The organism is Mesorhizobium sp. CO1-1-11 (genome assembly GCF_020164995.1).
Classification (GTDB): Bacteria; Pseudomonadota; Alphaproteobacteria; order Rhizobiales; family Rhizobiaceae; genus Mesorhizobium; species Mesorhizobium australicum.
This window is the reverse complement of sequence record NZ_JAIUHE010000017.1, coordinates 144738-157154: the sequence shown is the minus strand read 5'-3', so window position 1 is coordinate 157154 and position 12417 is coordinate 144738. Positions and strand designations below refer to the sequence as shown.

Genomic DNA, 12417 nt, shown 5'->3' with positions numbered 1-12417 from the left:
CCCCCATCCCCGCCCTCAAAGTCCGAAGATGCCTGGTAGCTGGGTCACATCGCCGATTTCCGTATACTCATAGTAGGGGTTGGCTGGCTCATGACGGCGATTGACCCAGACCTTGCTCTTGATCCCGAGATCATAGGCGGACATCAGATCGTAGCGGAATGACGAGGAAACGTGCGTTATGTCCTCTGGGCCGCATCCCAGCATGTCGAACATGTACTCGAACGCTTTGAAGTGCGGCTTATAGGCACCGGCCTGTTCAGCGGTATAGACCGCATGAAATGGCGCGCCGAGTTTTGCCACGTTCGACGGAATTATAGCCGTCATGGCGTTCGAAAGGATAACCAGCGGAATTTCCTTGGCCAGTTTGGCCAATCCCTCGGGTACGTCCTGATGCGGTCCCCATGTCGGGACGCGGTTGGAGATCGTTTCGGCGTCCTCGGCCCGGAACGCAACGTTGTTGCGACGGCAGGTGCGCTCCAGTGCGTTGTAAACGACATCAGCATAAGGCTTCCAGTCCTGCATCACCTCGTCGAGGCGGTAGGCTGAGAAGTTCTTGATGAATTCGTCCATGCGTGGTCGGTCCAGAAGATGGCCGAACAGATCGCTGGCGGCTTCCGCCATCTGGAAATTGATCAGCGTGCCGTAGCAATCAAAAGTCACATATTTCGGCCGGAAGCGTTGCATGTCCTTGGTTCCTATCAAGTTGCCCTACTGGCCAAAGCATAGCCGCGGCCGCTTGGCAGAATATGCGGCAATGCATGGTCATTTAGCAGAAGGACCTCCTGTCGACCGCAGAACCAGCATGTCCTTCCGCAGTCCTGCCTCTTTCGCAACCCTGAGCCAAAGATCAATCGCATCGCCCTGAGGACCCGCCGGTTGGGCTGTCGTCGTGGGTGTCGTTCCAGGCCAAAATTCGGGCCAGGATCGCCCCCTTAGCGACACCACTCTCGACTGAATAGTGCGAAGACAGTGCCCGAATGCGGAAGCGCCCGCTGACGCCAGGCTACTGGCATGGATGGCGCCACCTGCGCCTCTGCGCCTTGCGACGGTGGTTCCTAGAAATAGCCGAGAATGGATTTGACCTCGAGATATTCCAACATGCCCTCGACGCCATACTCGCGCCCGTTCCCGGACTGCTTGAAACCGCCAAACGGGGCGTGTGGATCCCAGGCCGGGTAGTTGAGATGCACCTGGCCGGAGCGGATCCGCGACGCGACGCCCCTGACGGCATCCAAGTCCTCGCCCTGCACATGGGCTCCCAGGCCGTACACCGTATCGTTGGCGATACTTACGGCCTCATCAACAGTGTCGTAGGGGATGATGCAGAGAACTGGACCGAAAACCTCTTCCTGTGCAATGCGCATGCTAGTGCGCACGTCCGAAAAGATGGTCGGCTTTACATAGAGCCCGACATTCAGACCGTCGGGGCGACCCTCTCCGCCGGTCAGGAGTTTCGCGCCTTCCGAGATGCCGGCGCCGATCATGGTCTGGATGCGATCGAATTGGGCACGGTTGGCGATTGCACCATGAGTTGAGGCTTCGCAAAGAGGATTGCCAACGACGATCTGGGCAGCGGCCCCCTTGGCGATTTCCTCGATCTCGGTGAGCAGCGGACGTGGCACGATCATGCGCGTCGGGGCGCTGCATGACTGGCCGAGATTGCGGAAGGCGGCGGCTATGCCAAGGGAAACGGCGCGGTCGAGATCGGCGTCCGGCAGGATCACGTTGGGCGACTTGCCGCCGAGTTCCTGCGCGACACGCTTGACCGTCGGCGCTGCCGCCTGAGCCACCGCAATGCCCGCCCGGGTGGACCCGGTAATGGAGATCATATCGACATCCGGATGGGATGCGAGACCAGCACCCACGCATGCACCATCACCTTGAATCAGATTGAACACCCCGGCAGGAAAGCCGGCCTCCTCGATCGCCTCGGCGAACAGCAGGGCGTCCAGGGGAGAAAGCTCGCTCGGCTTCAACACGACCGTGCAGCCTGCCGCGAGCGCCGGCGAAACCTTGGCGGTGATCTGGTAAAGTGGCCAGTTCCAAGGAGTGATCAAGGCGCAGACACCGATCGGTTCGTGGGTGACCGCGGTTTGCCCCCGCTGCTTGACGAAGGGAAAGGCTGTCAGCACATCACGCGCAACCTTGACATGCGCGATCGCCAGCGGCACCTGAGCGCTGCGCGCATATCCGATCGCCGCACCCATTTCGAGGGTGAGACATTGAGCAAACAGTTCGCCGCGCGCCTCGAGCAGCACCTCCAGGCGCTCAAGCAGACCCGCGCGATATTCTGGCGTGGTCCGGCTCCAGATGGCGAATGCCCCGCGAGCTGCTGAAACGGCCGCATCCACGTCCAAGCTGTTTCCGAGCGGGAACCGAGCCACAACCTCTTCGGTGGAGGGGTTCACCACGACGCCCTTGGCGGTGCCGTTCGGCTCGACCCATTGACCGTCGATGAAGAACTTGTCCAGGTGGCTGTTGCGCGACAGATGTTCGAGGGGCGTCATCACGCGACAAGATCCTTCATACGGTAGTGCGCACCCAGAACCGGCAAGAACCAGGGGCGCCCGAAATAGCCGGGGATCGCCGGCCAGTTGAAATCCTTCCAGGGATTCAAGTCGGGGCGCCCATCCATGAGATCAGTCATGGTGCTGCCTATCAGCGTCGACATATACAGCCCGTAAGAAGTAGACTTCATCCTTGACCACCAATGCTGATTTGAGTGGGGCGGCATCCGAGGCATAGTTGCGCGCCTACCAGCCGCGCATCCGCTCCCAACGCGCTTCAATCCTGGGGCTATCCCCTCTGACGACACTGTAGAAATCATGCTGCGCGGCCATCGCGCACGCATGGTTAGGCAGGATCCGCACCCGAGACCCGAGCGGCAGTTCGGGCATGGATTTCCCTGAACCGGCACGCATGGCAAGGATACCGTGTTCCTGGCTGGCCTGGGCCACGATCACATCGTCAAGCACCCGCCCCTTTTCGTCGCAGACCACGCCGTAACCCTGGTCGATCCGCTGGTTTGCGGTTCCCCGGTCGCGCGAAAGCGCCATCCACCCCGCGTCGACCAGCACCCATCCCTTTTCCGGCTTCGAGCCGATCACCGTGGCCAGTACGGAAATCGCGATGTCGTCGCGGTCGCAGACGCCAACCCCGTGCTGAACGAGATCGAAGAACATGTAGACCCCGGCGCGCAATTCCGTGACACCCTCGAGATTCTGGGCGAAATGCGCGGTTGGCGTCGAGCCGACGCTGACGATCGGACAGGCATGGCCATGGGCGCGCAGGATTTCAGCAGCGCGCACGGTGGCCGAACGCTCGTTCTCCGCTGCCCTGACCAGCGCGTCGGACGTGTTCAAGCCATAGGATTCGCCTGCATGAGCGAGAACCCCAACGAGCTTGGCACCGGCAGCGACGACCCTGCTGGCCACGTCGGGCAATCCCGAGTCGTCCGGCTTCAATCCGCCGCGATGGTCATCGCAGTCCAGTTCGATGAAGACCGACGGCGTCATGCCGGTGGTTTCGCGCGCGTCGGCCAAGACATCGGCCTGCTCCACAGTATCGAGCAACAGCTTCACATCAGCACCGGTACGGCGACAAAGCTCCATGGCGCGCCTTGCCGAAGCCGGCGAGATGCCAACCGCATAGGTGATGTCGCGAAAGCCGTGGTCCGCGAAATATTCCGCCTCGGCGATCGTCGAGACCGTGATCGGACCGGGCTCGCGAGGGAAAGCGTATCGGGCGACGTCGATGCTTTTGGCCGTCTTCATATGCGGGCGCAGCACCACGCCAAGCTTCTTGGCACGCTCAGCCAGGCGTTGAATGTTGCGCTCGAGCCGTCCGCGATCCAGAAGCAGCGCTGGGGTAATCAAGGCGTCGATTGTCTCAGTCGTCTCGCTCGCTGCCAGGTTTGCCGCCATCTTGTTCATCATCTCGTTTCCTAGGTGAACGACTGGTTTGCCAGCGCGTACATATGGGCTGAGCCCTCGGAGACAGGCCGCTGCCCCTTGACCATGGCGGTCGCCGAGCTGACCTGCTGAAGGCCGAGGCTCTCGAGCCAATCGCACAATCCATCTTCGGCATAGATATCGATGCGAACGAATTGATCATGAAGCTTAGAAAGCTGCGCCAAGATCAAAAGCCGCGCGTCCTGGTCACTCTCGGCCGCACAGGGGCCGATGACATAGCCACGGCCGAACCTCCTGCTGATGGCGTAGCCGGCAATCCGCCCGTCGCGTTCGACTACGACGACCTTGCCCACATCGGCGAGTGCCGCGACCATCGATGGTCGCGCCATGCCCGTGGCCCGTTCATCGAACGCCTGGATCGCGGCGAGGTCGGAGATCGTCGCCTGACGCACACCGTCACCGCCCCCCCGCGTCACCGCAGTGGTCAGCAGGCCTTGGTGCTGGAGCACCGTGCCCCAGGCAGTGAAGCCGCGGCGCTTGTAAAGCGCGAGCCCCTCTTCGGTGGACGTGAGCAGCACGTTGCGACCCTGCGCCGCCTCAAGCAAACCATCAAACAGCCGCGAACCGTTGCCACCGCCCTGCGCAGGGCCAGTGACGATGATCATGCCGACGGTGGCAAAAGCCTTGCCGTAAATCCACGACATGGCGGTGCCAATTACCTGCCCTGCCTGCTCGAGAACCAGCCCCCTGCCGACAGTGGCGGCGAATTCCCAATCCTCCAGGCGATAGGGCCAGCCCATCTCCTGCGACAGCTTCAGCGCGCCCGGCAGATGGCGGGGCTCCAATTTCATCAGCTCTATCTGGTTGCTGACGATGTCTGTGTCATGCTCAATGGCCATAAGTGCAACGCTGTCGCTTTATCCAGGATCGAAGTCGCACCTTAGAGTCGCGTCTGATGGACAGATTTCGCTGCTGTTTTGCCCTTTCAATTCAGCCGGATTATTCGTTTTAAGCAGTTCCTCGGCATCTCAAATTGCGCAAATCAGGCGAGGACTATCTGGCACCTGGAATCGCTAGCTCGTGGTTGCCCCGCGAACGGCCGACATCCGCACCGTTCACAATTGGTGTGATCTCACGCTCTGCAATGGCATAGCCGCCAATACTCCCCAGCGAAGGAACGCCTGATGCTCACGAGGAATTTTGGATGATATACATCAGCGAAGAGGAGTCAGCCGCCCTCGTCACGCATGAACTTGCCTTCGAGGCGGCGCGGGAGGCGCTCGTGGCAGCAGCATCGGGGCAGAGTTGGGTCTTCCCTGCTGTCATCGGGCGCACGCAGGAGGCGACCAATACCTTCTCAATCAAATCCGGCTCGTCGGACGACTTGACCGGAGTGAAAATCGGCTCCTTCTGGTCGGGCAACCCAGCACGTGGCCTTCCCCGCCACAACTCCACCATCGTGCTGCTCGATCAGAATAGCGGACGGCTCCGCGCCGTAATCGAGGCCGGAAAGGTGAACGCCTACAGGACGGCCGCAGCCGACGCGGTTGCAGCTGATCTTCTGGCGCGCAAGCAGGCCAAGGTTCTGGCGATATTCGGCGCCGGCAACCAGGCGGGCTTCGAAGTGAGAGCGCTGGCACGCATCCGCGCAATCGAAAGCGTGTTGGTGGTGGCCCCGCCTTCGCCGCGGCGCGACGCTTTTGTCGATCAGATCGGCGAATTGGGCCTGCAGGCGCGCGCTGCCTTGCCCGAAGAAGCCGTGCGTGCCGCCGACATCGTGGTCACGGCGACACCCTCACGCGAACCGCTATTCGATGCCGCTTGGGTGGGACCCGGAACCCATATCGTCAGCATGGGGTCGGACGCTCCCGGCAAGCGCGAATTGCCGAGCGAACTATTTCCCAACGCACATCTGTTTTGTGATCTGCTTTCCCAGTCCGTTCAGATCGGCGAATTTCAACACGTGCGCGACGAGATCGACGCCGGCGTGCTTGCAGTAACGCCAATCGGCGACGTCATTGCCAAGCGTGTGTCCGGACGCCTCTCCGACACCGAAATCACTGTCTTCGACAGCTCCGGTATCTCCCTGCAGGACCTCTACATGGCTGACGCGCTGATCCGCGCCAAGACGCCCAACCGCTGATCAGCTTCGCACCGAAAGTCCCCGCCTCGATGGTGCGGCTGCACCGGAACAAAGAGCCTTACGACAGAGCTCCGCAGCCCCGTACGAGCGCAACCACACACGGCACCCCTGAGTGGGAAGATCTCAGGAATCGGAAAACGCGTTGGCCCTTAAGTTCATGCCGTAGATCGAGCCTCTTGAGGCTAGTCCCGACCGCCCCTCACCAATCCATCACCACCTTGCCCGAACTGCCGCTGCGCATCGCATCGAAACCGGCTTGATAATCGTCGATGCCAATCCGATGCGTGATCAGCCCGCTCACATCCAGCGGTCCCTGCACCAACGCGATCATCTTGTACCAGGTCTCAAACATTTCGCGGCCGTTTATGCCCTTCAGATGCAGCATCTTGAAGATGACCTTGTTCCAGTCGATCTCGAAGCCTGTCGGGGCAATGCCCAGAATGGCGATCTTGCCGCCATTGTTCATGGTGTCGATCATGTCGCGGAAGGCGGGGGCCGCGCCCGACATTTCGAGGCCGACGTCGAATCCCTCGGTCATGCCGAGCACCGGCATGACATCGCGCAGCTTTTCCTTCGAGGCGTCGACGAAATGCTGGACGCCGAGCTTTTTCGCCAGCGCCAGCCGCACCGGGTTGATGTCGGTGATAACCACTTTTCGCGCGCCCACGCATTGGGCAACGAGCGCGCCCATGATGCCGATCGGCCCAGCGCCGGTGACCAGGACATCCTCGCCAACCAGGTCGAAGGATAATGCCGTGTGGACGGCATTGCCCAGGGGATCAAAGATCGCCGCGATCTCGTCGGGCACATCGTCGGGGATCGGCACGACATTGTGCTGCGGGATCGCCAGATACTCGCCGAAGGCGCCGGGCCGATTGACGCCGACGCCGAGCGTGTTGCGGCAAAGATGCCCTCGCCCGGCACGGCAGTTGCGGCAATGGCCGCAGACGATGTGGCCTTCTCCAGAGACGCGCTGGCCGACCTTGTACTCGGTCACCGCCGCGCCGAAATCGGCAACGGTGCCGACGAATTCATGGCCGGTAACCATCGGCACCGGAACCGTCTTTTGCGCCCACTGGTCCCAATTGTAGATGTGCACGTCGGTGCCGCAGATCGCGGTCTTCTTCACCTTGATCAGCACGTCGTTGGGGCCGATCTCCGGCACCGGCACCTCTTCCATCCAGATGCCCGGTTCGGCGCGAGTTTTGACGAGTGCGCGCATCATGTTGGACATCAGCCAATCACTCCGAGTTCGACGCCGACCTCACCGAACGCTGCAACTGCCTGGTCGATATCGGCTGCCGAATGGGCCGCCGACATCTGCGTCCTGATCCGGGCTTGGCCCTTGGGCACGACCGGGAAGGAAAAGCCGATCACATAGATGCCGCGCTCAAGCAGCATGTCGGCCATCTGCGAAGCCAGCGCAGCATCGCCGATCATCACCGGAATGATCGGGTGGTCAGATCCAGCCAATGTGAAGCCGAGCTTTTCCATGCCGGAACGGAAGCGCTGCGCGTTCTCGTAGAGACTTTCACGCAGCCCGTCGCCCCTCTCGATGATGTCGAACACCTTGAGCGATGCTGCTGTGATCGCTGGCATCAGTGTGTTGGAGAATAGGTAAGGCCGCGATCGCTGGCGCAGCCAGTCAACCACCGGCCTGCTCGCCGCCGTATAGCCACCCGAGGCACCCCCCAGCGCCTTGCCCAGCGTACCGGTGATGATGTCCACCCTGCCCTCGACGCCGCAATATTCCGGCGTGCCACGGCCATGCTCACCGACGAAGCCGACAGCGTGGCTGTCGTCCACCATCACCATTGCATCATATTTTTCCGCGAGGTCGCAGACGCCCGCCAAATTCGCGATGATGCCGTCCATCGAGAAGACGCCGTCGGTGGCGATGAGCTTGAAGCGGCTGCCTTCAGTCTTTTTCAGTTCTTCCTCGAGGCTCTCCATGTTGTTGTTGGCATAGCGGAAGCGTTTCGCTTTGGAGAGCCGCACGCCGTCGATGATCGAGGCATGGTTGAGTGCGTCGGAGATGATCGCATCCTCTTCCGAAAGCAGCGTCTCGAACAGGCCGCCGTTGGCGTCGAAGCAGGAACCGTAGAGGATCACGTCTTCCATGCCCAGGAAGCTCGATATCTTAGCCTCGAGCTGCTTGTGTTCCTCTTGTGTGCCGCAGATGAAGCGCACCGAGGCCATGCCGTAGCCATAGCGGTCGAGCGCCGCCTTCGCCGCCTCGCGCAGCTCTTCGCTGTCGGCAAGGCCGAGATAGTTGTTGGCACAGAAATTGAGCAGCTTTCGGCCGCCAACCTCGATTTCGGGCGACTGGGGCGAGGTGATGACGCGCTCGCGCTTGTACAGGCCCTCCGCCTCGATCTCCGAAAGCAGCTCGAGAACGCGGTCGTTGAGAGTCAGTGCCACCCTGCTTTCGCTTCCATTGGTGATCTTCGCGGTCTTGCTCATGCGATTTCTCCCCTGTGCACGCGTAACATGCGCTCGAAGTGGCTAGGATCGTGCGCTTTGAGGATTGCAGCCTCCCGAGGCTGGTACAGGTCCCAGAGACGCGATAGCCAAAAGCGAAATGCTCCAGCGCGTTGCATCGCGGGAAGCAATATGCGTTCGGCTGGAGTAAGCGCTCGAACGGACTGATAGGCGCCTATGAAAGCGGCTGCTCGCCCACCGTCTTGGCGGCCGGTGCAGTCATCGACGCACCAGTCATTGAGGCACACGGCAATATCGAACAGGAAGGCGTCGCATCCTGCGAAGTAGAAATCAAAGACGCCGGTTAGCTGACCACCATCAAACAACGCGTTGTCACGAAAGAGATCAGCGTGCACCGGCCCCTTGGGGAGTTGCTCGTAGGTGGAGGACACGGCAATTTGGTTCTGAAAAGTGAGCTCGCTGGCGAGCAGCGACCGTTGTCCATCGGACACGTATCGGCCGACCACGGGCACCACCTCGTTCCACCACTCGAGACCTCGCGGATTGACCTGGTGTCGTGGGTAATCGGTCCCGGCCACGTGTATTCGCGCCAGGATCTCCCCGATAGAGCGACAATGCGACACTGTCGGTACTGTCACGCTTTCGCCAGGAAGCCTGTTGACGACCACAGCAGGCCGGCCTTTCAGCGAGTGAAGGATTTCGGCACTCGCGTTGGCAACCGGATTCGGGACCGGCATTCGCCGCGCCGCAAGGTGTTTTATGAGATGGAGGTAGAAAGGCAATTGTTCGAATGTGAGACGTTCAAACAAGGTGAGCACATACTCTCCGGTTTCGGTGTCTACGAAGTAGTTCGTGTTCTCAATTCCGGTCGTGATGCCGCGAACAGAACGCGGCCAGCCTAGACCCAGCGCCCCAAAGAACGCTGCGACTTCGTCGACTGATAGCTCCGTATATACAGCCATGGCGGAAATAACGGTCTCCGATTGCTCAAGCAGTTCTTCAGCGGGCCGCAGAGTGCAAAATTTCGGCGACGTGGGTCTTTACGGTCTGTGCATCGGCGGGAAGGACCTTAAATCGTCTCGGCAAATCTTCTATTCCATCGAACCGTTTTGGACGACTTGGCTCGTGGCCCAAAGCCTCCCTGATGGTCTCCGCAAATTTGACCGGCAGCGCCGTCTCGAGCACGATCATCGGCATCTCCGGAACGGAGTGCCTGCGTGCGACCGTGATGCCGTCAGCTGTGTGTGGGTCGACCAGCGTGTTGAAGCGGCGCCAACTGTCACGGATCGTTTCCAACCGGTCGGCGTGCGTGCTCTTGCCGCTGCAGAAGCCAAAACGAGCGGCCACCTGCGCGAAGGCGGAATCGCCACTGAGATCGAACGATCCTCGTCCCCTGAGTTGGTCGTCGAACATTGATTTCGTCCGCTCCGCATCGCGACCGAGCAGGTCGAAGACGAAACGCTCGAGATTGGAGGCCTTGGAAATGTCCATCGATGGGCTTGATGTTTCATACGTGTCCGCTCGGCCCCGCACGCGATACACGCCGGTTCGGAAAAACTCATCGAGCACGTCGTTCTCGTTGGTTGCAATAACGAGACGGGATACGGGAAGTCCCATCGTGCGCGCAACGTGACCAGCACAGATGTTTCCGAAGTTCCCCGAAGGAACAGTGAAGTCGACCTCTGATGTGTTCCCCGCGGTGACCTGGAAGTAGGCGGAGAAGTAGTAGACGACCTGAGCCACCAGCCGGGCCCAGTTGATCGAATTGACGGCGCCTATCCGGTGGCGCCTCTTGAAATCACCATCGCCGGACACGGCTTTCACGATATCCTGGCAATCGTCAAACACCCCTTCGATGGCGATGTTATGGATGTTTTCGTCCTGCAGGCTGAACATCTGGGCTTGCTGAAAGGTGCTCATGCGCCCGTGCGGCGACATCATGAAGACCCGCACCCCCTTCTTGCCGCGCATGGCATACTCCGCCGCGCTGCCCGTATCGCCACTGGTCGCCCCGAGGATGTTCAGTTCCTCACCCCGCCGCGCCAGTTCATACTCTAGGAGATTACCAAGCAACTGCATCGCCATGTCCTTGAACGCCAGCGTGGGGCCGTTGGACAGTTCCGCCACGTGGAGACACGTCTCAAGCGCGCGCACCGGCATGATCCTCGCGGTCCCGAAAACCTCGGGCGTATAGGTCTTCGCGCAGATGGCCTTCAGATCGGCGGGCGGAATATCGTCGATGTAGAGCGATAGGATCTCGAAGGCGAGGTCCGGATAGGACAGCCTCCGCCAGCGATCCAGCATTGCGTCATCCACACGCGGGTAGGTCTCGGGCACATAGAGCCCGCCATCCGGCGCCAGACCTTCGAGCAGGATTTCGCAGAACTTCCTGCGTTCGGGATGGCCGCGCGTGGAGATGTAGTGCATGTGACGCTCTTCGTTGTAGACGCGATCGTTCAGCCGGGCCGCAGCGCCGCGTGGTCAATGGGCCGCCAGCTTCAGCCGTCAACGTTAGGCCTGCCACCACGCGATCTTGTCCTGCAGGCCATAGCGGCGATTGTTGGTGCGCGTCAGGCCTGACTTCCGGCTGATCTTCAGATGGCGGCGATGTCCAGCTTCGAGCCGTCGACCAGACGCGACAGGCGGAACGGTGTAGGATCGACGCAAGGCGTGTCGTTTACGACAAGCTCTGCGGCCAGATGACCAAGCCCCGGGCCCAAACCGAAGCCGTGGCCCGAGCAGCCCGCCGCGAGGACGAGGCCCTTCACCCCGTCCACCTGCGACACCACAGGCACTGCGTCCGGCGTGCAATCGACGAGGCCGCCCCAGGCGCTATCGATCTTTATATCGCCGAGCTGCGGAAAGGTTTTCCGCACACTCTCCACAACTTGGCTCACCAGCCACTTCAAGGGCGGAGGATCCAGCACGCGATTCTGTTCGAAAATCCGATCGTTGTTGGTCAGCAGCGCCGGCATTGAATCCGGCCCCGAAAGGAATGATTGGCCGATGCCCAGCCTAACGTTCTTTAGGCGACGCAAGAATTGCGGCATGAATTCCCTGCTATACCGGATAGCCTGGGGCGTGATTTCGAGGTTCGCCTTGCCGCTGATCGCAAGCGTATAGCTGCCGTCCAGTCGGCGCGTGATCGTGCAGTAGGGTGTGGAGATTGCCTCGCCTATGTTGATTGTCGGGGTGGAACGCAGCGCGGTCTGCCGGATGCTCGCTTGGGGGAAACTGATTCCGAGGGGCCTAAGGAAGCGCGAGGACCAGGCGCCAGCGGCGCACAGCACCGCGCTGGTTCTGATGTAGCCCTTCTCCGTGTGCACGCCCGCAATCTTGCCATTGGCCAAGTCGAGCGCGCGCGCGGCGCATTCCTGGTGGATGGTGGCGCCCAGAGCTCTGGCCCCACCGGCGATAGCCGGCGCGGCGAGCGCAGGCTCGGCCTTACCATCCCGTTCCGAATAGGTCCCGCCGACCCATTTGTCGCGCGCTTCGGGGACGCGCTCGGCCACCTCCGCCCGGCTCAGCATGCGGGTGTCGACCTCGTACTCCCTGGCGACCTCGCGCCACCTTTCCCAGCCGGCAAGCACAGCCTCGTCGTGAGTCGCAGAGACGAGACCGCAGCGTCGAAATCCAAGGTCGCGATTGATATCGCGCGTCAGCTCGTCCCACAGTCGCATGGAGATCACCGAGAGCGGCAGTTCGCGCCGATCGCGGTTCTGCCGGCGGCACCAACCCCAGTTTCTGCTCGATTGTTCACAGGCGACGTGGCCCTTCTCGAGCAGAGCCACAGAGAGGCCACGCTTCGCCAGGAAATAGGCGGCCGTAGAGCCGAGGATGCCGCCGCCGACGATGACGACGTCGACCTCGGACGGGAGACGCTCATCGCTGTGAATGCGTTCGACTCGGGGCGACATGTTC

11 protein-coding genes are annotated in these 12417 nt (G+C 61.2%); 1 reads left to right on the top strand and 10 read right to left on the bottom strand.

Features of this window, described 5'->3' with window-relative positions:
• Positions 1-15: 15 nt before the first annotated feature.
• The 5 genes from LB554_RS20855 to LB554_RS20835 form a co-directional block, all read right to left on the bottom strand.
• On the bottom strand, positions 16-684 hold the full coding sequence (locus LB554_RS20855; RefSeq protein ID WP_224586682.1) for a haloacid dehalogenase type II: 669 nt from the start codon (positions 682-684) through the stop codon (positions 16-18).
• Positions 685-1055: 371 nt separating this feature from the next.
• The gene (locus LB554_RS20850; RefSeq protein WP_224586680.1) at positions 1056-2510 is read right to left on the bottom strand and encodes an aldehyde dehydrogenase family protein; all 1455 of its coding nucleotides are present in this window, start codon (positions 2508-2510) and stop codon (positions 1056-1058) included.
• The gene (locus LB554_RS20845) at positions 2507-2647 is read right to left on the bottom strand and encodes a hypothetical protein (RefSeq protein ID WP_224586678.1); all 141 of its coding nucleotides are present in this window, start codon (positions 2645-2647) and stop codon (positions 2507-2509) included. The genes LB554_RS20850 and LB554_RS20845 overlap by 4 nt, the downstream gene beginning before the upstream one ends.
• 106 nt (positions 2648-2753) lie before the next feature.
• Entirely contained in the window at positions 2754-3932 is a 1179-nt protein-coding gene (locus tag LB554_RS20840) for an alanine racemase (protein WP_224586720.1), read from the bottom strand.
• Positions 3933-3943: 11 nt separating this feature from the next.
• Positions 3944-4810, bottom strand: coding sequence for a GNAT family N-acetyltransferase (locus LB554_RS20835; protein ID WP_224586676.1), 867 nt, complete (start codon positions 4808-4810; stop codon positions 3944-3946).
• Positions 4811-5115: 305 nt separating this feature from the next.
• On the opposite strand from LB554_RS20835, the gene LB554_RS20830 reads away from it, so the two are divergent.
• On the top strand, positions 5116-6054 hold the full coding sequence (locus tag LB554_RS20830) for an ornithine cyclodeaminase family protein (protein ID WP_224586674.1): 939 nt from the start codon (positions 5116-5118) through the stop codon (positions 6052-6054).
• A gap of 199 nt (positions 6055-6253) precedes the next feature.
• Here LB554_RS20830 and tdh read toward each other — a convergent pair whose 3' ends face one another.
• From tdh to LB554_RS20805, 5 genes are all read right to left on the bottom strand, one after another.
• On the bottom strand, positions 6254-7288 hold the full coding sequence (tdh, locus tag LB554_RS20825; protein WP_224586672.1) for an L-threonine 3-dehydrogenase: 1035 nt from the start codon (positions 7286-7288) through the stop codon (positions 6254-6256).
• Complete coding sequence (locus LB554_RS20820) at positions 7288-8517, bottom strand: glycine C-acetyltransferase (RefSeq protein WP_224586670.1); 1230 nt, start codon at positions 8515-8517, stop codon at positions 7288-7290. Before LB554_RS20820 ends, tdh begins: the two co-directional genes overlap by 1 nt.
• Positions 8514-9458, bottom strand: a complete 945-nt coding sequence (locus LB554_RS20815; RefSeq protein ID WP_224586668.1) for a homoserine kinase — start codon at positions 9456-9458, stop codon at positions 8514-8516. The genes LB554_RS20820 and LB554_RS20815 overlap by 4 nt, the downstream gene beginning before the upstream one ends.
• A gap of 37 nt (positions 9459-9495) precedes the next feature.
• Positions 9496-10923, bottom strand: coding sequence for a threonine synthase (gene thrC / locus LB554_RS20810; RefSeq protein ID WP_224586666.1), 1428 nt, complete (start codon positions 10921-10923; stop codon positions 9496-9498).
• Between the two features lie 167 nt (positions 10924-11090).
• Positions 11091-12413: an NAD(P)/FAD-dependent oxidoreductase gene (locus LB554_RS20805; protein WP_224586664.1), complete on the bottom strand. Its 1323-nt coding sequence runs from the start codon at positions 12411-12413 to the stop codon at positions 11091-11093.
• Positions 12414-12417: the final 4 nt, after the last annotated feature.